General features: G+C 43.4%; 21 protein-coding genes. 16 read left to right on the forward strand and 5 right to left on the reverse strand.

Annotated features, from left to right (window positions below):
* Positions 1-187: 187 nt before the first annotated feature.
* Complete coding sequence (locus DBZ36_RS18050; RefSeq protein WP_120356385.1) at positions 188-2656, forward strand: glycoside hydrolase family 31 protein; 2469 nt, start codon at positions 188-190, stop codon at positions 2654-2656.
* A 193-nt stretch (positions 2657-2849) separates the two neighbouring features.
* Here DBZ36_RS18050 and DBZ36_RS18055 read toward each other — a convergent pair whose 3' ends face one another.
* A complete protein-coding gene (locus tag DBZ36_RS18055; protein WP_120356386.1) occupies positions 2850-3320 on the reverse strand; it encodes a heme-degrading domain-containing protein in 471 nt (156 codons plus the stop codon).
* A gap of 201 nt (positions 3321-3521) precedes the next feature.
* On the opposite strand from DBZ36_RS18055, the gene DBZ36_RS18060 reads away from it, so the two are divergent.
* The 6 genes from DBZ36_RS18060 (at position 3522) to yghU (ending at position 9888) form a co-directional block, all read left to right on the forward strand.
* Positions 3522-3848, forward strand: a complete 327-nt coding sequence (locus tag DBZ36_RS18060; RefSeq protein ID WP_120356387.1) for a hypothetical protein — start codon at positions 3522-3524, stop codon at positions 3846-3848.
* A 44-nt stretch (positions 3849-3892) separates the two neighbouring features.
* Positions 3893-4468: a hypothetical protein gene (locus DBZ36_RS18065; RefSeq protein ID WP_120356388.1), complete on the forward strand. Its 576-nt coding sequence runs from the start codon at positions 3893-3895 to the stop codon at positions 4466-4468.
* 43 nt (positions 4469-4511) lie between these two features.
* Complete coding sequence (locus tag DBZ36_RS18070; RefSeq protein ID WP_120356389.1) at positions 4512-5213, forward strand: metallophosphoesterase; 702 nt, start codon at positions 4512-4514, stop codon at positions 5211-5213.
* 89 nt (positions 5214-5302) lie between these two features.
* Positions 5303-5893, forward strand: coding sequence for an ECF-type sigma factor (locus DBZ36_RS18075; RefSeq protein ID WP_120356390.1), 591 nt, complete (start codon positions 5303-5305; stop codon positions 5891-5893).
* Positions 5886-8828: a serine/threonine protein kinase gene (locus DBZ36_RS18080; RefSeq protein WP_120356391.1), complete on the forward strand. Its 2943-nt coding sequence runs from the start codon at positions 5886-5888 to the stop codon at positions 8826-8828. The genes DBZ36_RS18075 and DBZ36_RS18080 overlap by 8 nt, the downstream gene beginning before the upstream one ends.
* Positions 8829-9024: 196 nt before the next feature.
* On the forward strand, positions 9025-9888 hold the full coding sequence (gene yghU, locus DBZ36_RS18085; protein WP_120356392.1) for a glutathione-dependent disulfide-bond oxidoreductase: 864 nt from the start codon (positions 9025-9027) through the stop codon (positions 9886-9888).
* 44 nt (positions 9889-9932) lie between these two features.
* Here the strand turns inward: yghU and DBZ36_RS18090 are convergent, their stop codons facing one another.
* Positions 9933-10484 (reverse strand): TetR/AcrR family transcriptional regulator, encoded by a 552-nt coding sequence (locus DBZ36_RS18090; protein WP_120356393.1) that lies wholly within the window; start codon positions 10482-10484, stop codon positions 9933-9935.
* 143 nt (positions 10485-10627) lie between these two features.
* Here DBZ36_RS18090 and DBZ36_RS18095 point away from each other — a divergent pair, with 143 nt between their 5' ends.
* The 4 genes from DBZ36_RS18095 to DBZ36_RS18110 all read left to right on the forward strand — a co-directional run bounded on the left by DBZ36_RS18095 (position 10628) and on the right by DBZ36_RS18110 (position 13764).
* Positions 10628-11230, forward strand: coding sequence for a hypothetical protein (locus DBZ36_RS18095; protein ID WP_120356394.1), 603 nt, complete (start codon positions 10628-10630; stop codon positions 11228-11230).
* 9 nt (positions 11231-11239) lie between these two features.
* Positions 11240-12103, forward strand: coding sequence for an SDR family oxidoreductase (locus DBZ36_RS18100; protein WP_120356395.1), 864 nt, complete (start codon positions 11240-11242; stop codon positions 12101-12103).
* An 8-nt stretch (positions 12104-12111) separates the two neighbouring features.
* Complete coding sequence (locus DBZ36_RS18105; RefSeq protein WP_199711922.1) at positions 12112-12591, forward strand: GNAT family N-acetyltransferase; 480 nt, start codon at positions 12112-12114, stop codon at positions 12589-12591.
* Between the two features lie 246 nt (positions 12592-12837).
* Positions 12838-13764, forward strand: coding sequence for an NADP-dependent oxidoreductase (locus DBZ36_RS18110; RefSeq protein WP_120356396.1), 927 nt, complete (start codon positions 12838-12840; stop codon positions 13762-13764).
* Positions 13765-13876: 112 nt separating this feature from the next.
* Here the strand turns inward: DBZ36_RS18110 and DBZ36_RS18115 are convergent, their stop codons facing one another.
* Positions 13877-14332: an Lrp/AsnC family transcriptional regulator gene (locus DBZ36_RS18115; RefSeq protein ID WP_120356397.1), complete on the reverse strand. Its 456-nt coding sequence runs from the start codon at positions 14330-14332 to the stop codon at positions 13877-13879.
* A 157-nt stretch (positions 14333-14489) separates the two neighbouring features.
* On the opposite strand from DBZ36_RS18115, the gene DBZ36_RS18120 reads away from it, so the two are divergent.
* On the forward strand, positions 14490-15152 hold the full coding sequence (locus tag DBZ36_RS18120; RefSeq protein WP_120356398.1) for a glutathione S-transferase family protein: 663 nt from the start codon (positions 14490-14492) through the stop codon (positions 15150-15152).
* Positions 15153-15226: 74 nt separating this feature from the next.
* Here DBZ36_RS18120 and DBZ36_RS18125 read toward each other — a convergent pair whose 3' ends face one another.
* Both DBZ36_RS18125 and DBZ36_RS20550 read right to left on the reverse strand, forming a co-directional pair.
* The gene (locus tag DBZ36_RS18125; RefSeq protein WP_120356399.1) at positions 15227-16081 is read right to left on the reverse strand and encodes an AraC family transcriptional regulator; all 855 of its coding nucleotides are present in this window, start codon (positions 16079-16081) and stop codon (positions 15227-15229) included.
* Between the two features lie 56 nt (positions 16082-16137).
* Entirely contained in the window at positions 16138-16290 is a 153-nt protein-coding gene (locus DBZ36_RS20550; RefSeq protein ID WP_158589144.1) for a hypothetical protein, read from the reverse strand.
* 43 nt (positions 16291-16333) lie between these two features.
* Between DBZ36_RS20550 and DBZ36_RS18130 the strand changes: the two genes are divergently transcribed.
* Genes DBZ36_RS18130 through DBZ36_RS18145 form a run of 4 tightly spaced genes read left to right on the forward strand, consistent with a single transcriptional unit; the run spans position 16334 to position 20887 of the window.
* Complete coding sequence (locus DBZ36_RS18130; protein WP_120356400.1) at positions 16334-17830, forward strand: L-fucose/L-arabinose isomerase family protein; 1497 nt, start codon at positions 16334-16336, stop codon at positions 17828-17830.
* Positions 17831-17838: 8 nt separating this feature from the next.
* Positions 17839-18774: a carbohydrate kinase family protein gene (locus tag DBZ36_RS18135; RefSeq protein ID WP_120356401.1), complete on the forward strand. Its 936-nt coding sequence runs from the start codon at positions 17839-17841 to the stop codon at positions 18772-18774.
* A gap of 14 nt (positions 18775-18788) precedes the next feature.
* Positions 18789-19613 (forward strand): class II fructose-bisphosphate aldolase, encoded by an 825-nt coding sequence (locus DBZ36_RS18140; protein ID WP_120356402.1) that lies wholly within the window; start codon positions 18789-18791, stop codon positions 19611-19613.
* Positions 19614-19633: 20 nt separating this feature from the next.
* On the forward strand, positions 19634-20887 hold the full coding sequence (locus tag DBZ36_RS18145; protein WP_120356403.1) for a hypothetical protein: 1254 nt from the start codon (positions 19634-19636) through the stop codon (positions 20885-20887).
* Positions 20888-21378: the final 491 nt, after the last annotated feature.

Genomic DNA, 21378 nt, shown 5'->3' on the forward strand with positions numbered 1-21378 from the left:
CTGGGCGCCCCCGTTGAGTCCTGTCCACTCCGCCAGCAATAAACCAGCCTTTGAGATGGTTTTTTGTATCTTTTTTTCATCCCTTCTGCGTCAAATCAACAGTTTAGTGCGTTTTAATCACATGTTCATTGCAATTTCTATCCTATAGACTCAAGCGAGATAATTTTGCTTAAGTAAGGGAACAAAGGTGATCAAGCCAGGAAAAGTACTTAGTGTGGAGCGCAAGCAAACTCGCTTATCCATCACAACTGAGAACGCACAAGCTACAATCGATGTACTCACTGCGAGTGTTATTCGGGTGCGTCTTTGCTTTGGGCTGTTGGCTGCAGAGCGCAATTATGCGTTTCAGCAAACGACATGGGATGATTTAACCGACCCTGTATTTGAACGCCGCCAACGCTTAGCGCAAACCTCGTTTGCTGTCGACGACAACGCGACTCACATCGTGCTAATTACAGCGAAACTTCGACTGGTCATCGACAAGGCCGCCTGGCGGCTCTCCTTGTTTAGCATCGATGGCAAATGCCTTCATCAAGATCTCGCCAATAGAGCACTGTTTGTCGACAGCAACCAACGACTTACTCATAGCTTTTCGCGCAGCGATCAAGACCGCTGGCTTGGGCTAGGAGAGAAAACAGGACCCTTAGATAAAACCGGTTTACGATTTCGAATGGAGAGCACCGATGCAGTTGGCTATAGTCCTAGCAGCGGTGACCCTCTCTACAAACACATCCCATTTTTATTGAGAGCTGGCGCAAGCAATGCTTTCTGTGGCTTGTTTTACAATAATGCTTGGCCAAGCGAGTTTGATCTAGGAGCGACGCGCAGCGGGTATTGGGGCGAGTTTGGGTCGGCGCGCTTCGATGGTGGTGATTTCGATTTATGCTTTATTCACGGTGACAGCATTAAGGATGTGATCACAGGTTTTACTCATTTGACCGGTAATCCACCATTGATGCCTCGTTATTCGATGGGCTATCTAGGCTCGACCATGTTTTATACCGAATTAGCTAAGCGCTCCGATCTTGCCATTAATGCCTTTATTGATAAGTGCAATTTCGAAAACATTCCGGTATCTGGTTTTCATTTGTCGTCAGGATATACCACCGGTGAAGATGGAAAACGCTATGCGTTTAATTGGAATACTGATCGCTTTCCTCAGCATGAGCAATTTATTAATCATTTTGCTCAACAAGGCTTGGCGCTGTCTCCAAACATTAAACCGGGAATTCTTAGATCACACCCTGATTTTACAGCTTTGGAGTCAGAACAGGCGTTTATACGTAGTAACAATGGTGATGTGCATCTTGAGCAATTTTGGGGAGGAGAAGCCGCTTATGTGGACTTTAGCGCGGAATCCGGGCGACTAGCGTGGAAGAAACGACTCAAAAGCTCCCTGGTATCTAAAGGTATTTACTCAATCTGGAATGACAACAATGAGTTTGAGTTTGCCGATACCAAAGCCATGTGTGTCGCTGATGGTTTACCGGAAAACGTTAATGGTATGCGACCCATCTTAAGCAACTTAATGGCCAAAGTTGCCTACGATGCAGTTCGTGAGCAACATCCGAATGTTCGTCCATTTGTTCTAAGTCGTGCTGGCTTTGCTGGTATGCAGCATTGGGCTCACACGTGGAGCGGCGATAACGGTTCGAGTTGGGCGTATTTAAAATCGAATGTATGCACCATGCTAGGTATGAGTATATCGGGGGTTGCGTTTAACGGTATGGATATTGGCGGTTTTACTGGGCCTGCTCCCGACGCAGAATTATTTTTACGGTGGGTTCAAAATGGTGTTTTTCATCCGCGTTTTTGTATTCACTCTGCCAACAGCGATAACACCGTCTCCGAACCTTGGATGCATGCTAGCGTTAAAAGCGATATAGCACACGCTATGCAGTTTCGTTACCGCTTACTGCCGTATCTATATCAATTGGCTTACACGGCCCATACAAGTGGCTCACCGATTTGTAGTCCTTTGCTGTATCACTTTTGGAACGATGAATTGTGTAGAGATCAAAACCACGATTTTATGTTAGGAGATGCCTGCTTTGTGCCCGCTGTTCTCGACGCTGATATGCAAACTAAACTGCAGTATTTTCCGTCGGGCGAAACATTCATCGATACCACCACAGGACATTGGTTCAAGGGCGGTAGTAGTTACGTGATTAACACGCCATTGCATCAGCTAAGCTGGTTTTTACGTCATGGTCAATGGATGGTCATGTCTAGCGATCAAACTCATAGTGATTTTGAGTTTATTGGGGCTTTAAGCGACTCTATATTCAGCTTTTATTGGGACGATGGGATCAGTTTCGACTATCAAAACGGTGCAAAACTTGAACTTGAGCTTTGTCTACGCCAGCATAAATCTGGTTTCGAGCTCTCTTGGAGTCCTGTTGGACAATTGAGTCAATGGACCAAAGCTGCGGTTGTATTCAAAATCTATAGCGATCGCGGTTGTCCGATGCAGTTGCTGTGCGCTTCTGCGAATATCGACCAGGTGTTGTATGAAGAGCAATGGAAAGCCTGTGACGAGGGCTTCTGGTTTAATCTTGATACTCAATGCATAGAAATTAAATTGCATGCCAGTCACTTTGATGACACTGGAAAGTTATTGTTCAATTTTGAGAATATGATCGCAGTGTCGATATAGAGTCGTTGTATTCATCGATATGATGCTTATTGATTCTAAGCGTTGGCAAAGTATGGAATAAGCGGTATTCAAGAATACCTGCTACTCGTTGGCTTATTGTGACTAGAATTTACGGTAACAATAAGCAACTTCGCCAGCGCGTCAGTTTACTTGTATTGCACTTAGCTTCCCCAAAGGATTGATCGTGCTAACTTTAAGTGGATTGATTAGCACTGAGATAATTACCAATCACTTCTACCACCAGAAGGTGGTCTTCAAGTTGTGGTAATCCTGATACTGAAATACTACCGACAACGCCACAACCTTTAATGATGAGAGGGAAGCAGCCTCCATGATCGGCAAACTCTAGAGGGTCCACTAATGACGACTCAGCCAAGGTTTTCCCCTTGCTGCGGTAATACTCACCGATGTACATAGAGCTATGATGATAGCGGTTCACTACATTTTGTTTGCGACGGATCCATTGCTGGTTATCCGGACTGGTCCCCGGCATTGAGTAGCTGAACAAACACTGCCCGTTGAGCGTGACATCAATGGCAACACTAACTGAACGACTCTCAGCAGCCTGCTTTAGTGCTTGTCCGATCTCCCACGCGCTTTGATTTGAAAAGCTATCAAACTGAAGCTGTGTTTCGTGCTCTAGTAATTCCTGTAAAAGACTCATAAGCGTTCTGCTCTATTCTGATAAAAGATAACAATGGTTTATTTTCCAATAACTTGCAACTTGATAAAACTGCGTAAATATTTTCTTAAATTTATTTGCGCAAAAATATTTCTGCAACGTCACTCTTGTTTACCATCGCAAATCCTTAATCTAAGTCCATCAGTTCAAACCTGAACTCAAACTTGAAAAGGAAGATAAAAAATGAATATTCCAAAAAACCGAGCTGCTAGAAATTTGTTACTTGTCGCAGCTACATGCTCGCTGCTAATGGCCTGTAATTCATCAACTCAGGATGAGCAGTTGGCATGGATTAATGATTGGGACAGCTTTGCGCGGTATGAACAAAAAATGGAAATGCTCAACAATTGTTTTAAGCAAGCTAATGTCCGAAGCATGTCAGAAGAGATGAGTGCCAAGCAACAACGTACGTTTAATTCTTGCGAGCTAAATAGCATTGTCGAAATCGCAGAAGATGAAGGGATTTACCTTGATGCTGAATTGCTACAAGCCAACATTATCCAGCTTTAAGTCGCCAATTTATTTCTATGTATAACTCATTTTAAGGACCAAACATGAATAATAAAGATAAAGCCATAGAGATGGCAGAGAATGCAAAACAAAGCGCCGGACATTTAGCCAGCAATATCAAACAAAGTGATGCTTACGCAACGACATTGTTGGCGGTAGGTAAAGCTAAAGATAAGGCGTCTGATTTTGACTACAGTGGCCTTAAGGTGATGAACCTATTTTCTGTAGCTGTCTATGGCTTGCTCATTATCAGCAGTTACCTTCCTTTTATCAGCTTCATGGGAGCCAGTGTGTCACTTAATGAGTTTGCACCAATGTGGTTGTATATCATGGCAACGTTGGGCTTAGTCAGCCATTTATTTGGGGTGAAGCAACTTGTATCTAGATTAATAAGTGCTGGGCTAGTTTGCGCCATTGTGTTGAAAATGGCTCAGTATGTAAAAGATCTAATACAATTGAGCAGCTATGGGAATCACAATACCTATTCATTGCCTGTCGACATGCTTGATTTTGGGTTCTATGTCTTTTTAGTTGCCTTGGTATTGTTGCTTATTGTTGTTTTTAAGCCGAGATATCAAACCAACACCAATCTTTGGAACAAGATAGTTCAAGGTTCATAGACGGCCATTGCAATTCTATATTAATGATGCCGTAGGCTAACTTATGATATTTAAGCCCAGAAAACAGCACGCATATGTTCAACCGAATACCATCGGAAGAGACTTTATTGTCGGGGATCTACATGGTCAACTTCAGGCTCTGTATCGTCAGTTATTGCAGCACAACTTTGATTTTGATATCGACCGTGTTTTTTGTACAGGCGATCTTATAGGACGCGGTCCAAATACCAGCGACGTTCTTAACTTGTTAACTGAAAAATGGTTTTTTTCAGTGATGGGGAATCATGAACAATTGTTTTTAATGGGCTTTGACAATCAAAAATATTGGGATGTGTTGATTCAAGACAATGGATCTTGGTTGCGCCATCATCTGCATCGTTTCGACATATTGATGCGTTGGAAAACCTTAATTGAAATATGCATGCCCTTAAGTTTTACAATAGCAATTAATGGAAAACAAATCGGCATCACCCACGCTTCGTCGATTGAACACTGGGGGCGACTACAACACGGTGATCTTAGTGCGAAAGAAGTGTGGAGTTGTTTGTGGAGCCGCCCTCTAAAAGCCAGTTATATTGAACCGATAAAGCAAGTTGATGCGGTTGTTCATGGCCATAGCCCCGTGGCTAACATCACTCAGTACCGCAATCGATACTGGATTGATACCTACCAAGCCAATAAGAGATTAAATATAAGCCTAGCTGCGTGTTTTTTGTCGGTCGAGCCCCCAAACAGAGAAAAGTAAAAAGGGCATTTACCTGATACTAAAGCATTGTTATTTATCACGAAAATAGATGATAATCGACGGGTTAAATAAGCTTTTAAAGGGAATGTATGTCAATTAAAGATTTGGATAATGCAACGCAACTACTACTGGCATGGCAAAGCCGCGACCATAAAAAAAGCAATGAGTTTTTGCAATACGCTTATCAAGACATACGTCAAATTGTGGCTAAGTATCAGGAGCAACATAGCCCCAACGAAACCTTATTACATGATGCCGGAGTGACTGAGCTCTCAGCTGAAGCCTTTGTCAAATTACATCGCTGGCGTAACGATGAACAAAGCTTTGAAAACAGAAAGCAATTCTTTGATTACGTGCGTGTTTCAGTTTGGCACTTGCTCTTTGGTCAACCTCATCAAGCGCAATTAAACAAACAGGCCGCTAAGCAAAGCTATATGCAACGCGACATTACCGAAGTTCTTGGGCACATGCCGCAGTGGGATGAAAATTTGGATCTAAGTAAGGCACTAGCACAATTGCAAGTTAGCTACCCGCGCCAATCAGAAGTCTTTGAACTAAAGCATTTTGCCATGGTCTCCCACACCCAAATCTCTGAACTATTACAAGTGTCAGCAAGAACTGTAGATAATGATTTAAAGTTCGCAACGGTATGGCTTAGAGCGAAACTAAAAAATGATTGATGTTGTTAGTTTATATTTTGAGTTAGTCAGTCTATCACCTGAACAGCGCCAACAGCGCTTAAGCAAACTTGAGTTACAGTTTCCAGCGCAGGTAAGTGAACTGCGCAGTATGTTAGCGTTAGGTGAAGAAACTCAACATGGTAGTAAGCTACTTGCCCAACAATTGTCATCCGCGCAAGCAACAAACTACCAAGACTATATTGGCCAGGTGGTCATGGGATTTACGATCACCGAGATTTTGTCTGAAGCCGGAGGTATGGGGCTGGTCTTTCTCGCTCAACAGCGCCTATGCGCACCCGATAGCGATGAAGTGAAAACTCATAGGGCAGCTATAAAAGTTTTGCGCGCTGAAATACTTAACCCAACTCAACAACAGCAATTCTTTTATCGCGAAGCGGCTAGTTTGATGACGCTCGACCATCCTAATATTTGTAAGATCTATGGGGTGTCACAGGTATTGGATCAAGCCTGTATCGTCATGGATTATATTGATGGCATGTCTTTAGATAGGTGGTTTCAACAAAATCAAATAACCGAATCGCAAGCCTTGGACAAGTTTGAAAAGCTGTTGAACGCGATGAGTTATGCCCACAACAAGCATGTTTATCATGGCGATTTAAAACCTCAAAACGTATTGTTAAACACTGACGAGCAGCTCACCTTAATTGATATGGGCTTGGCCAAACAGTTTGAAACACAAACGGAAGACGACTTTAGCCAACACTACATTCATGCGTTTTCTAAACATTGGAGCGCACCGGAACAATTGGCGGGTAAGTGGAACAAGTCCCAATCGGATGTGTATTCATTAGGCGCAATTTTGTGTTTTTTACTCACGGGTTCTGCCCCGATTGCAGGTGACTTAACTGCCATTAACAATAAAGAATTACGCGCTATCGTAAGTAAGGCAACACAGACCTTAGCCCAAGATCGTTACCGCGATGCGAATGCTTTGCTCGAAGCGCTGAACCTTTATCGAGGGGGATATGCCCTCAGCGAATATTCAAATCGCTGGTCCTATCGAGCCCGCAAGGCCTTGCAACGACGCCCTCTAGTGAGTTTATCAATAGCCTTAATTGCCAGTTTAATACTAGGCAGTAGTATTACTACTTGGCGGCATAATCAGGTACTTTTAGCAGAGCAGTTAAGCAATCAACAGGTAATGGCGCAACTTGAAAAAACGCTGCGCGATAACTTTCCGGTTCTTAGCTACCGCTTTGAACAACCAAGCGTTGAACAGCTCTATGTGCAAGGTGCCGAGCATTGGCTAGCAAGTCATCACACGCTGACCGAGTCTGCGAAGCGACAAACCGGCTTGTTATTTATTCAGGGCCTGTTTGCCCAATACAGTGAAAATGTAGAACAAATACTAGCGATCCTTGAGGTGCTTGGTGTAGATACAAGACTTAAGCCCAATGATACTCAACAATTGCAGCTGCAATCTTACTGGATGCTCGCCCATGCATTTAATGCTTTCAAAGGCATAGATAAAGATTATGGCGAAAGTGACCATAGCTTTTATGACTATCGTCGCGATCCAACGCTCATACCTGACAATAACCCAGCTGCAAAACTAGCGCGCTCGCTGATCGCACAATTTACGGCCAGCGAGCCGATAAACCCAGAGCAGATAAAGGCCCTTATTTCCGCATTCAAAGTTCCAATGCCCTTTGATAAAGTGATTAGAAAGAGCCAGTACCTAGCCTTGTTTGAACAGGTTAAACCTTATATCTCGCAAGCTAGTCTCTATTCAATAACACAACGCCTGGATTTACTTGAGTTCATTTATTTAGGGGGGCCTCAGAGTTCGTTCTTTGACCAATCAGCTGACGTAAACGACTTGGCAAGAAACAGCAAACTTCGTCAACACATGCAAACTATTGAGCCCGAATTGCTGGCTATGCTTAGCTCGCCAGAACTTAGTGTTGCTGACTTCTACCGATTACACAATGCGCTACTAGCAATAAATCCTAGCTTAAATGAGACCGCTATTCGGGCCCTGATATCAACAAGGCTTCAGACACAACTCGATGGTTTTCAACTTAGTAACAGCGCCAAGATACAGCAGCTTGCCGATCTTAAAATCTCTGGTGAAGCGCTTGACTCTGGAGCAGAAAAAGAACGACTGCGTGATGAACTTCGATTATTTCGTCGACGCTATGGCTCGACCTACGGTGATATGATGACTCATTTGACGCTCTTGCAAGGACAAGCATTAGCCTTAGGAAACGCCAAAATATTTGAGTATTTTGACAGTTACATGCAATCTCAAGCCATGCGTATGCGCCGGCTTGATTACCGTTATGACTCCGCATATCAAGGGCTCGATTTGGCGATCATTCGTCAAGATTGGACGCAGGTGGTAAGCCGTTTAAGCAATCTAGAAACTGATTTTGAGGTATATTTTTCCTTGCTAGAGAGCGAAGGCCTACAAGCATTTGAAATGCGCAAATTACACTTAAACGCCTGGATACCCGCGAGTCAAAATAATTGGCAGGCCGTACAGCAGCAGGTAGCTCAGTCGCAGCTTAATGTGCAAGAACAACAAGTTTACTTGGCATTTATTAACCTAAGCTTTGAGCGCCATTCTCAAGCCCTTGCATATCTAAACCAACTTGATGACTTGCCTTTGATTTTGGAGTCTGAGTTTGACAATGGCTTTTATCTGCTCAATGAGCTGGCTTACTTTTTTGGTAAAAATGGCGAGCCTGAACGGGCTATAGTATTGCTCAATCGACATGCCGATCTCCATGCGGATTACGCGAATATATTTCATGCCGTGCAAGCCTTGTATTTGGCCGACCTCTATTTCATTAGTGGCAATCGTAGCGCCGCCGAAAGCTTGATAAGCAACTTACAACAATACGGCAAAAGCTTCTCTTACCGATCGGACTGGGAAAAGTTGTGGCGAGACTTAGCTCAAAAGTTTTTATAGTTGTTTGCCTGTTTGCCTGTTTGCCTGTTTGCCTGTTAGCCCTGCTGTTAAAGGCTTAAGCGACTGTTTATAGCAAAGTGAGATATTATATAGCGAACAATATTATAGCTATCAATTTACTTTTAAGTCGATTAGATGCTACAAATAGATTATCGAAATGCACAGCGTGTGCGTTCATCTAAAATGGAACTCAAACATGTCAGATCAAAGTTACGTCCCACCAAAAGTCTGGGTTAATGATGCAAATGGCGCTAATAAATGGGCTAGCATTAACAGCCCAGAGTCCGGTGCAAGATTTGAAAAAGAATTGCCTACGGGTGAGCATGCGCTGCAACTGTATTCACTAGCGACGCCAAATGGTCAAAAAGTCACGATACTTTTGGAAGAGCTATTAGCACTTGGTATTAAAGAAGCCGAGTACGATGCGTACTTGGTTAATATTGGCGAAAGCGATCAGTTCTCTTCTGGCTTTGTTGGTGTTAATCCTAACTCTAAAATTCCAGCGCTATTAGATAAGTCTGGCGATAAAGAGCAAAATGTCTTTGAATCGGCATCTATTTTGGTTCACCTTGCAGAAAAATTTGGTCACTTTCTACCTAAAGCCGGTTCTGCCAGAACTCAAACCTTTAATTGGTTATTTTGGGCACAAGGTTCAGCGCCATTCCTCGGTGGTGGTTTTGGTCATTTTTATGCTTACGCTGATGAGAAACAAGAATACCCGATCAACCGATTTGCAATGGAAGTTAAACGCCAGTTAGATGTGTTGGATAAGCAATTGGCGCAAAACACTTATGTCGCCGGCGACGACTACAGCATTGCTGATATGGCAATCTGGCCGTGGTACGGAAATCTAGTCTTAGGTCGCTTGTATGAAGCCTCTGAATTCCTTCAAGTCGAAGATTACACCCATGTGTTGCGCTGGGCTAAATTGCTCGAAAGTCGCCAAGGTGTGCAACGTGGACGGGTTGTTAATTGCGCTTGGGGTGAAGAGTGGGAGCAAGTTGCTGAGCGCCATAGTGCGCAAGATATCGATAAAGTGTTGTCGCTAAAAGACGCATAATCAGCCACCGTATCATTGAAGGATTAAACCTCAACGGTTGAGGTTTAATCCTTGCTAAGTTGTTTGCCAATAACTTGAATGATGTAAGCTTTCGTCAAGGGGTAGCCTTGCATTGTTTGCTGGGTGAGTAGGCCCAGTAATAGGGTGTAACAAACGTCCTTATCTGCTCTAGATACGTAGTTCGCTAGCATTTCAGCGTACTTGTTATTCGCCAATTGCATACTTGGGTCGTTAGCGACATTGGCCAGACCGATAACTTCAATATACTCTGACACTAACTTCATTTCTTGAAAGTATCGTTCGGCCATTAGTTCGAAGATGCTATAGAAGTTACTGCACCGTAACTCTAATAAGGACAGCTCTGAGACAGGGCGAAGCTTAATGGAGTCAACATCAAGGTTTACGCTAGCTTCAGTGGCGGCCTTAAATATCTCATCTTTACTTTTATAGTAGTAATATACCGCGCTTTTACTCATACCAAGATACTCACACAGCTGCCGCATTCCCAGACCTTTGTATCCATGCTCATGGAATACCTGTGCCGCTTTAAGTGCTATTTCGCTGCGTTTACCCTCGTGATCGACAATCTTTGGCATCAATGAATCTCATGGTTGGACTTCGGTTTCATCAGAAAGCATAGCAGAGTTATTTATTAAAGACCACTTGGACTAAATTACTTTACACCGCCTAATATTTGCATTACCTTTAAAAGACCAGTTGGTCTAAATAAGGTGATGCGATGCGAGTTAATTGGAATTTTCCTTTGCCCAGAGCCGGGTATAAGGGCTTAATCGACAAATCTATTGGACCAGGGGCAACTAAGGATGAAAAGAATCTGCAGCTGTTTGTCCCATTACTTGCCGGCCTTGCTCTGATAGGCGTTGCCTATTTTGGCCGCTATAGCTGGAGCTGGTCTCAATACCTTGTCGCTTATGTTCTCGCTGTGGATATGGTCGGCGGCATTATTACGAATTCAACGTCAAGCGCAAAACGCTGGTTTCATCGTGAAGGCCGCGGTGTTAAGCAGCACTTGGGTTTTGTAGCAATTCATTTTGCACAATTAGCGCTATTTAGCTGGGTATTCTTAGGCTCAGACTTGTGGTGGGTGTTCATTACTGGCTCTTATATGATGATATCAGCGGGTATTATTTTGAAAACCAGTTTGCACATGCGCCGCCCAGTAGCATTGAGCCTTTATGCCTTAAGCGTTGTACTTACGAGTCATTATCTTGATTCTGCGCCCGGTCTTGAGTGGTTTCTCCCCTTGTTCTATTTAAAACTACTGGTCTGCCACCTGCTTAAAGAAGCGCCTTTTCGCCCACAAATGAATGCCAATTCCTAGGAGAATAATATGCAATCAAGCAACAAACGAATATTGGTTGTGGGATCCACAGGATATTTAGGATTACATATTATTGAGCATCTACAAGGGATGGGCGCCGACTTTAAAGCTTTAGCTCGCAACGATAAAAAGCTATGCGCGCAAGGAGTACACCCAAATCAAATTCGTCTGGCGCAGGTCAGCGAGCCATCTGAGTTAAAGGGGGTCTGCGACAACATCGATGTCGTAATATCATGTTTAGGAATTACTCGGCAGCGCGATGGATTGGGGTATATGGACATTGACTACCAAGCGAACCTGAACTTATTGCTAGAAGCTGAGCGAGCTGGTGCATCTAAGTTTATTTATATTTCGGCATTCAATGCGCCTATATATCAAGATGTGCGTATATTAAAAGCCAAAGAAAAGTTCGTTCGGCGCTTACTTGCCAGCGAAGTTGTCGATGGCTGTGTGATTCGTCCCAATGGCTTTTTCTCGGATATGACAGAGATTTTCAATATGGCCAAAGCAGGGCGTGTTCACCTATTTGGCGATGGTTCGCAAGCGATTAACCCTATCCACGGTCAAGACTTGGCAAACTTTGTTGTAGCGTGTATTGATGCCAATGAACAGCAGTATGACCTTGGGGGCCCAACGACGCTTACCTTGCGAGATATTGCAAATTTAGCCTTTGACGCTTTGGATAAACCATCGCGTATCACATATTATCCCGACAGTTTGCGTAAGCTAATTCTTGCAGTTGTTAAGCGCCTTCCTGAAAAATGGGGAGGGCCCGCAGAGTTCTTTTTGAGCATAATCGCTAAGGACTCGGTTGCACCGAGCTATGGGGATTGCCAGCTTAAAGACTATTATCAAACTTTAGCAAACAAGTAGGGGTTGTTATGTTGGTTCGAAGTATGAGTGAAGCCGATCTAAAAGACGCCGCTTTCGTTCATCAACGTGAATTTGCGCGACAGCAACGATCGTTGGAATGGTTGCGATGTAATTTGAGCGCATATCCTCGTTTCCTTAGTTATGTTGTTGTAGTCGATAACACAGTTGTCGGTTACATTTCTTGGGCTCAAAAGAGCGGTTTTCGTCCGGAGGTCGTGCTTGAACTCGAGCAATTAGCGGTGCTGTCTAATTATCAAGGGAAAGGCCTTGGTAGGGCGCTTATTAAGCAATCATTGGTCTTGGTTGAAAAGCAACTGTCGGATACAGGTTCTAGCATAAAGCACATTATGCTTACAACGAGAGCGGATAATCACGCTCAAAAGCTATACCGCAGTGCATTGGGGGCTGAGATCGAAGCAACTATTGCTAATTTATATTCCGCAGACGAAGTACTCATGATTGCACGCAATGTGAACCTTAGAACTTAAACTTATTGGTGTAGCCACTGCGTGATGATTATAAATCTTTGGATATTAGGACCTTGAGCTCTACTGAAACCAATGGGATATGAGTTGCTTTGGGATAAACTCAAAATAGTTAAAAATAAACATTGCGCGCAATTCAATTGCGCGATACTATCTATCCCATCACTCAAGCAGTTTGAGTTGCAATTGGTGGCAATGTGCCACGATGAAGTTAAATTCAATCGACTAAGTCGACAAAAGGATCAGTAGATGCGCGCAGTAAGAATGTTTGAATATGGTGGCCCAGAAGTATTGGAATTGGTAGACATCGAGTCACCAGTTGTAGCGGCAGACGAAGTACTAATTCAGGTTAAAGCTAGTTCTATTAATCCTGTTGATTGGAAAATTCGCGAAGGTTACCTTAAAGACTTTATCCCTTATGAATTGCCTGTGACTTTGGGCTGGGACGTTGCCGGTGTTGTGACACAACTTGGCGATAATGTTACCGGTTTTAAAATTGGTGACGAAGTATTCTCACGCCCAGCTATTCATAAAAATGGCAGCTACGCAGACTTTATTGCTGTTACAGCTGACGAAGTTGCGTTTAAGCCACCAGGACTAGATTTTTCTCAAGCTGCTTCACTGCCGCTTGCAGGAATAACGGCTTACCAATGCCTAGTTGATGTCGCTGAAGTGAAAGCGGGTGACCGCGTTCTTATCCATGCTGGCGCCGGTGGTGTAGGTCACTTGGCAATCCAAATCGCTAAAGCTAAGGGTGCGTATGTCATTGCTACCGCATCGGCTACTAACCAAGAACTATTACGTGAACTCGGTGCAGACGAAGCTATCGATTACGCTAAAGCGCCATTAGCTGAGCAAATTTCAAAAGTTGATATTGTTTTGGACAGCATGGGTGGCGATGTACTCGCTGCGTCTTGGGAATTATTGAATGCCAATGGCATAGTGGTATCGATTGTTGAGCCACCAAGTGAAGAGAAAGCCAAAGAATATAGCGTCCGTGTCGCTTTTGTCTTTATTGAACCAAGCCGTCGTATTTTGAACGAGCTTAGAGCTTTGGTTGATTCAAATCAGCTTAAACCGCTTATTGAAAATCGCTTTAGCCTTGAACAAATTAAAGAAGCGCATGCGCTTAGCCAAAGCGGGCGTACTCGTGGCAAAATCGTAATTGACGTATAGTATTAGCGCTAATAAATATCGCTTATAAATGGAAGCCGCGCAGCTAAACTGCGCGGCTTTTTTGTGTCGACATAAAACAGATCAGTACAAACAATTCAGACAACAGGTTGAGCTAGAATACAGGTATATCCAACCCAACTTTCACATTTTCCATGGACACTGTTGAACGAAACTTCTGGATATTATCGTCGGCAAAGAAAAGCTCTCTGGTTAGTTCTTCATAGGCCAACATATTTTTAGCAGTTACCACAAGAATAAAGTCTATTTGCCCAACCACATAAAAACATTGCTGAACCTGAGGGTATTCGAGCATTCTGTTCTTGAAACTGTCGATACTGTTCAATAGACCTTGTTTTAGCGTGACTTCAACAATGACGGTGACGTAGTTATCGAGCTTAACCCCGTCCAAAACGGCTATTTCTTTACGTATCACTTTTGATTGCCGAAGTTTTTTCAGTCGTCGTTGACATGCGGTTGCTGATAAGCCGATCTTAAGGCCCAACTCTTCAGATGAAATGCGGTTATCTATCTGTAAAAGTCCGAGTATTTTCTTATCTAAGTCGTCCATGCGGTTGTTTTCTGCGTTCTACTCATAATTTCGCAGCTTATCATACTTTAATTAGTTCTTTTTGCGGCGTTTTGGCGACTAATATTGGGTAAGATATCGTTTCAAATTGCGTATCTCGCTTGATTCGTTTATCGACACGCAATCACAAGGAGTAAATATGTCGCGTACACTATATTCAGGAAATCGAAATGCATCGAGTTGGGCTTTTCGTGCCTGGTTGGCACTTCGTGAGCAAAATATTGAATTTGACGAAATCATTGTTGATATCAGAAGGCCACAGCGATGGAAAAATCTATCTGAAATAGGACAATTTTCTCCGCCAGCGGCGGTGCCGGTTCTACTTGATGGTGAAAGCGTTATATACGACTCTTCTGCGATTATGGAGTATGCAAATGAACTTGGAGCAGGGGAGCTTCTGCCTAAAGATTTGGTTTTAAGAGCACAAGCTCGTTCATTCGTTGCTTGGCAACATTCGACCTTCAGTCGTGTGTGTCCCTGTCTATCATTTGAAAGTGCTTTTTATAAAGAAAAGAAACAACTGACAGCAAATGAAATAAAGACTGCCAACTGGGTCTACTCCATTTGGGAAGCTCATCTTACAAAAAGCACTGGAGCCTATTTATTTGGAGATTTCTCCTTAGCTGACATAGCCTTAGTTCCCTCGGTACTGCGTTTAAAATCACATTGCCCGGTCTCAAAAGAGTTCCCGCTCACAAGGCGTTGGGTTCAACAATTGTTGCAGCGAGAGTATGTTCAAGAATGGCTAAACCAGGCCTATGCCTTAGACCCGATATACTGTGAAGGGTATTACAGTAGCTAATATTTGGCAGCAAAAATTGGCTCTAAATGAGTTTTGCGCCTAGCTACTTGCTACCTTAGAACTTGCTGGTTTATTTACACTTGATTGGAGTATGCGCCAACATCTTTTCTAAACTCTGAAGGGGAGATTTTCTTTTGTTTTTTGAAATAGCGATTAAAGCTACTGATATTGGAGAACCCGACTTCATAGGCTATCTGGGTGATGGATAACTCGGTTTCAATCAGGCTTTTTGCGGCTTCATGTACGCGTTTGTCGTTGAGGTATTGTAGGAATGTTTTTCCGGTGGCTTTTTTAAAGCAGCGGCAAAAAGCGTTCTCAGTTAGATTCGTGATGTTGGCAATATCTGAAAGCTGAATTTGTCGGAAATAGTTAGTATCGATCCAGTCGATAGCCGCGTTAAGTTTATGGGTTTCAAGCGAAGCATCGACATAACTATGGTCTGGTAGAATATGGTCTACATTTTCTATCTGACTTATCTCGTACAACAAATTGATTAAACTAATAACCGATTGGACTCCTGTCGCATTACAAGTGTTTTCAATCATTTGACCGACGAATTGCTTGTTATTTCCAATCCGTAGGCCGTATTTAGACTTTTCTAAAAGTTGTCTAATTGTCTTGAACTCAGGCAGTTGAAAAAATGGTTCACCAAAACATGAGTTATTAAATTGGATGACTAAGGACTTGGCTATTTCAGAGTCGGAATCACTAATGAATGAGTGGGGCATGTTGGAGCCCAAAATGAAAATGTCCCCCTCACGGTAATCCGCCATTTGGTCACTCACCAAAATTTTGCCATGGCTTTCGTAGATCAAAACGATTTCGTTTTCAAAATGGAAATGATAAGGGTGATTGAAGCTTTTTCCCTCAAATAAATAGGCTGTAAAAGACTCGGTGGTATATAGAATATTTTCACGTATGGCTTTCAAATCAAAGATCCCAATTGTATCGTTTGCGTATCAAGTCATTAAAAAACAATAACTTGCTAAAAAACCATGACTTGTATTACTTCCATACTGGCGTATTTACTATCTAAGAAATAGAGCGTTAGCCGTAAACTTTGAGTTTGATCACAAGCAATCACAGCAGCTAAAAAGTGAAGAATGACCGATAAAAATAGCGCAGTTTTGACAGCCATTGCTCGGTAGCCTAGGACCATCTTGTACAAAAGGTGGTGATTTATGTTCAGTGGTTTTAAGAAAGGCGTTGTCCAGGCGCAAATTGAGGCGATGATTCCGCCACCAATACAACAACGCAAATCGAAGATTGCATTTATTTCTGTTGCAATCGAGGCCCATTTTGACTGGCAACAAGCACGCGATGCAAACGCTCAAATGTCGAGCCACATTAAAAGCATGCTACCGAGTTCCGAGTACGACTGGGTTGCGGCAGCAGAACCTTTTGAAGATCATGCTGCAATGGAAGCCTTTTTAAGCGCTGAGTATGCCAAAGGATTAGATGGCGTAATTCTCTATCATGCTGCTTACACTACCGGTGAAATCGCATCTACCTTAGGGCTTTGGTTACGCGCACACCCTGTTCCAATTTTTAGTTATTCAATGCCTGAAGTTACGGGTAAAAATCTAACTGCAAACCGTCTTTGTTCGCAAAACTTTGTGCTGGGTATACTGCGCAATATGCAGGTGAAGTATCAGTGGTTATTTTGCGAAAAAGATGATGAGAAATTACAAAATCAGGTACAACTGTTTGCTAAAGCAAGCCGTGCTATCGGCTATTTTAAGGGCAAAAAGGCCTTAATTGCAGGCGCTGGCAGAGTGCCTGGGTTCTATGATTGCGAAGTCAACGAAATGGACATCATTAAGCGTTTCGGCGTAGGTTTTGACCGGGTGAATTTAGTTGAATTTACTAGTCAAATGGGGAACTACTCTGACGACGCAATCGAGTCTTTACGCCGCAGTATTCTCAGCGAAGATGACTGTAAGTTTAATAATGTACCGGATGACCAATTTGACCGAAGCCTTCGTTTTGCGTTAGCACTAATGACCTATACCCGTGAACGCGATTATATTGGAGTTAGCTTAAAAAACTGGCCAGAACTTTTTGACCATTTCCAAATAGCCGGTGACGGTGCAATGTCATTAATGAATGATCAAGGCATTGTTGTTTCTGATGAAGCCGATACCGGAGCGTTGCTCTCAATGCTTGTGCTTGATCAGCTTGGCGATAGCGACTTGCCTCCCATGTTATCCGACCTTTCCTACTTTAATGCTCAAGAAAACGCTTTAGGCCTTTGGCACAACGGTTCCGCTGCAACTCGTTTGCGTCACAGCCAAAGTGGCTTTGAATGCCGTAAACACGGAATTCTTGAAAACTACGATGAAGCCACAGCATGGGGCGTTTTATTCGAATTTTTGGTTCAGCCAGGTCCGGTAACTGTTATGCGACTAATGGCACCAAGCTCTGACAAAGCGATGTTATTTGAAGGCGAAATTGTTGATAGTGAACTTAAATTTCGTGGCACCTATGGCCAGTTCATCCCCAAACAGGAAACGGCTGCACAAATTATTGGCACCGTGATGGATAAAGGCCTTGACCACCATTGGTTAGTGGGTCGTGGCCATTATATTGAGGCGCTTAGAGGGTTTAACTACTGGCTTGGTATTGACGAAATCGCTATCGATAACCCAGGTGATAGTTGCGGATTTGGTAAGCAATAGGAGCCAAAATGTATCAAATATCTTGCCTAGGCATGGCTGTTGCCGACGTTATCGTTGGGCCGGTGGAAAGCTTTAATTTCAGTGACGACGTCACCTTAGTTGAACACATGACCGCTAAGCCTGGTGGCGATGCATCTAACGTCGCCATTAATCTAAACCGACTTGGCGTAACAACGACACTTTTTGCAAAAGTTGGCAATGATCTTTGGGGTAATTTCCTGCTTGATTATTATCGGGATAACGAAATGCCGGTAACTGGAATTACGCGCAGTACCGAGGTGAGTACAGCAACTTGTATCGCTTTAGTCGCTCAAGATGCTGAACGGGTGTTTCTTTATCAAGGAGGCGCTACGGACTCTTTTTGTCTGGACGATATAAACCTAGCTGAGTTACTTAAGGCTGATGTAGTTCATGCCAGTGGCTACTACCTATTACCTGGTTTGGAGCAGGGAGGCTTACAACAGATATTTGAGTTAGCCCAGGCAAGCAATAAGTTAACTAGCTTAGATGTTGGCTGGGACAACAGCGAGCAGTGGTTGTCTCTAATAGCGCCACTGTTACCGTTTCTTGACTACTTTCTACCGACAGAAAACGAAGCACAGCAGATCTCAGGCTGCAGTAAGGTTGAGCAAATGGCTCAGTTCTTTATTGATGCTGGGGTTAAAAATGTCGTCATTAAAGCCGGGGCAAAAGGCGCCTATGCGCAAAATCGAAACCAAGCCAAGTGGGTTAAAGGTCAAAAGGTCTCACATTTGGTCGACACAACGGGTGCTGGTGACGGTTTTGTTAGTGGTTTTTGGGCAGCGCTTGCTCGTGAGCAAGATTTTTTTGAAGCAGTAGCTACGGCCAATAGAGCTGGCGCTATTGTAGTTCAATCTTTGGGCTCTGTTGGAGCCATTCAAAATTATCAGCAGTTGCAACAAGCAGCTACTGTAATCGCGTAACTTAAGGAAAAACAATGCAATCACTCAAGCAAGTGTTCGAAAGCTACTATGCACAAGGTAAAGCAATACCAAGCTTTAACTTTAACGATATTTGGGATTTACAGGCCATCTGTAAAGGGATGCAAGAGCAAAACGAACCCGTATTAGTTATGACTTATACGGTAATGGTGAAGGCTGTTGGTTTGGAAACCTGCGTGGCGATGGTTGAGGCAGCGCGCAAACAATTTGATATCCCAATTTATCTTCATTTAGACCATTGCCCCGAGATAGATCTGTGTAAAGCCGCGGTTGATTTAGGTTATGACTCAGTCATGTACGACGGCTCAGAACTAGACCTTGATAGCAATATTAAGAACACCAAAGAAGTTGTGGATTATGCCCATGCCAAAGGGGTGTTGGTTGAAGCTGAGCTGGGGCGTATCAAAGGCCGCGATTTCGACGAAAATGCAGACTACTTAGCCCAAGTTAGCGATGTTAAAGCCTTAGTTGCTGCCACTGGTGTAGACATCTTAGCCGTAGGTATTGGAACTGCTCATGGCTTTTACGAAGGTGAGCCTCAAATAAGCTTTCAACGCTTAGATGAAATTCGAAATGCTGTTAAAACGCCATTGGTACTGCATGGTGGCACCGGAATTGAAGCTAGTGACCTACGTAAAAGTGTCGCTATGGGCGTGGTGAAAATTAATGTTGGAACAGCGATTCACACCACCTATATGCAGGAGCTACGCGCAGCAATTGAGGCTGATGGCCAAGGCGCGTATCCGCCGATAACCATGCAGAAAGTACTACCTCAGATTACCAAAGAAGTTAAAAAATATGCGCAGATGATCGCCGAGTAACAATACGCAGGGAGAAAAGCATGCCAAGCATCGAACGAGCAAGTTATCACGGACGAGGTGGGGTTTGGTTAAAGACCAGTAGCCATCAGTTATTTGTCCAAGCCGATGGTGGCATGTGCCCTGAGTTTTCGATATTCCAGCAGTCACCTACAGGAATGACCCCAATAAACGCTTATTGGAACCCCCATTTTAGAGGGATTGCCGGTAGTCAATTTGAAGCTGAAAATCCACAACACGCAGACTACTGGCATGTAAAAATCTTACATGAAGCGGCGGGTACATTCCCTTGTGCACCAACCTTTGGCGCTGGTGGAGACTTATATCCACCTCACGGTGAAACTGCCAACCAAGCGTGGCACTATATTACTAGCGAAGTCATTGATAGCAGTTTAGGCCAAATTGTTGCGGTTTACTGGGAGATCGAAGATACGCTTAGTGGCTTTAATTATCAAAAATGGGATTGGCTGATCGAAGGACATAGTGCCCATTATATGATGTTAGGCGTTCGCAACCGCAAGCCAGTAAAACAAGCCACAAACTTGGCTTGGCATACCACTTTAGGCCAGCCTTTATTAGCTCAAGGGTGTGATATTTCATGCTCGTCGATGCAATACCAGGTTTGTCCGAGTCAGCAAGAGTTTGACGACACTGGACGCTTATTTCCTGATGCACGCTTTACTGATCTTAGCGATGTTCCACTGCGCGACGGTTCTCGGGTCAATATGAGCAGTTTTGACGTAAACGCTGGAGCAACTGACCTTGTTTGCGGTGCTATTCATCCTGATCATCGCTTGGAGTGGAGCGCATGTAGTAACTCAGCGCTTAATTTAGGTTTTATTAGTCTAATCCCAAAATGGAAACACCCAGAAGCACGATTGGCGCATTTCTTTAACTTTTGGTACCAGCAAGGGGGACGGCATTTCACCCCTTGGGCTGATTATGACGGTGGTCCCGATCGCAGTCTTGCTTTAGGGATGGAAGCATCTATTGGTGGGTTTGCAAATGGATTGCAATGGAGTCTTGATCACCCAGAAGTTTTACAGCAAGGCAGTTATGTAATGCTGCAAAGCAATCAACGCGTACTATTCCCATGTATTAATTTGCTGATTGATCAATTAGGGGCGCGTTTGGGGGATATTCGACTCTCAAATTCCCCAAATGTCGCATTACCTGAAATTAGTCTAGTGATGGAAAATAAAAGCAATCATCAACAAGTATGCGACATCCGAATGCAATCTTTTGCCGAAATCACCGATCAATTTCCACAGACCTAGCTTAACTTTAGCTACAGCTTTGCGTAGAAAGATTCTTGTATTAGCAGAGGAGCTTTTTATCTGCGGCTCGACAATCGTAATCCAAATCACTGCTTGAAAAAAAATACTCAGATTTGAGTAAGCATGTAGCATAATCAATAGGTATCAACAGATACTATAGTTAAATCTTTAATGGTATGGACTTCCCTGTATTAGTCACTTGATAGTTTATCTTTTGGGACTACAACTCTGTTGTTAGAGCCTAACACTCACCCCTTCACGTTTTTCTCACACATGTCTGTATTAGGTTGGTTTTTATTAGCGCCGCTGCTAAGCATACGATGACACTATTCATGGACTATGACATGCCTGGTTAGGTGAGCGTAAAAAGCATGCAGGCGAGTTATATCGGTAAGTGAAGAACGATCATAAAGAAATAGGCTTCTGTTCGACTGGATATCGGAATGAAAACTATTACGACAACAACATTCGGCGATGAAATATAGTAGGTC

The sequence above is a fragment of the Alginatibacterium sediminis genome (assembly GCF_003610775.1).
GTDB lineage: Bacteria > Pseudomonadota > Gammaproteobacteria > Enterobacterales > Celerinatantimonadaceae > Alginatibacterium > Alginatibacterium sediminis.

Excerpts from the sequence above, each read along its gene's own strand:
- DBZ36_RS18055 (WP_120356386.1), bottom strand. The coding sequence starts at position 3,320 with ATGAGTCTTTTACAGGAATTACTAGAGCACGAAACACAGCTTCAGTTT.
- DBZ36_RS18060 (WP_120356387.1), top strand. The coding sequence starts at position 3,522 with ATGAATATTCCAAAAAACCGAGCTGCTAGAAATTTGTTACTTGTCGCA.
- DBZ36_RS18065 (WP_120356388.1), top strand. The coding sequence starts at position 3,893 with ATGAATAATAAAGATAAAGCCATAGAGATGGCAGAGAATGCAAAACAA.
- DBZ36_RS18070 (WP_120356389.1), top strand. The coding sequence starts at position 4,512 with ATGATATTTAAGCCCAGAAAACAGCACGCATATGTTCAACCGAATACC.
- DBZ36_RS18075 (WP_120356390.1), top strand. The coding sequence starts at position 5,303 with ATGTCAATTAAAGATTTGGATAATGCAACGCAACTACTACTGGCATGG.
- DBZ36_RS18080 (WP_120356391.1), top strand. The coding sequence starts at position 5,886 with ATGATTGATGTTGTTAGTTTATATTTTGAGTTAGTCAGTCTATCACCT.
- yghU (WP_120356392.1), top strand. The coding sequence starts at position 9,025 with ATGTCAGATCAAAGTTACGTCCCACCAAAAGTCTGGGTTAATGATGCA.
- DBZ36_RS18090 (WP_120356393.1), bottom strand. The coding sequence starts at position 10,484 with ATGCCAAAGATTGTCGATCACGAGGGTAAACGCAGCGAAATAGCACTT.
- DBZ36_RS18095 (WP_120356394.1), top strand. The coding sequence starts at position 10,628 with ATGCGAGTTAATTGGAATTTTCCTTTGCCCAGAGCCGGGTATAAGGGC.
- DBZ36_RS18100 (WP_120356395.1), top strand. The coding sequence starts at position 11,240 with ATGCAATCAAGCAACAAACGAATATTGGTTGTGGGATCCACAGGATAT.
- DBZ36_RS18105 (WP_199711922.1), top strand. The coding sequence starts at position 12,112 with ATGTTGGTTCGAAGTATGAGTGAAGCCGATCTAAAAGACGCCGCTTTC.
- DBZ36_RS18110 (WP_120356396.1), top strand. The coding sequence starts at position 12,838 with ATGCGCGCAGTAAGAATGTTTGAATATGGTGGCCCAGAAGTATTGGAA.
- DBZ36_RS18115 (WP_120356397.1), bottom strand. The coding sequence starts at position 14,332 with ATGGACGACTTAGATAAGAAAATACTCGGACTTTTACAGATAGATAAC.
- DBZ36_RS18120 (WP_120356398.1), top strand. The coding sequence starts at position 14,490 with ATGTCGCGTACACTATATTCAGGAAATCGAAATGCATCGAGTTGGGCT.
- DBZ36_RS20550 (WP_158589144.1), bottom strand. The coding sequence starts at position 16,290 with ATGGCTGTCAAAACTGCGCTATTTTTATCGGTCATTCTTCACTTTTTA.
- DBZ36_RS18130 (WP_120356400.1), top strand. The coding sequence starts at position 16,334 with ATGTTCAGTGGTTTTAAGAAAGGCGTTGTCCAGGCGCAAATTGAGGCG.
- DBZ36_RS18135 (WP_120356401.1), top strand. The coding sequence starts at position 17,839 with ATGTATCAAATATCTTGCCTAGGCATGGCTGTTGCCGACGTTATCGTT.
- DBZ36_RS18140 (WP_120356402.1), top strand. The coding sequence starts at position 18,789 with ATGCAATCACTCAAGCAAGTGTTCGAAAGCTACTATGCACAAGGTAAA.
- DBZ36_RS18145 (WP_120356403.1), top strand. The coding sequence starts at position 19,634 with ATGCCAAGCATCGAACGAGCAAGTTATCACGGACGAGGTGGGGTTTGG.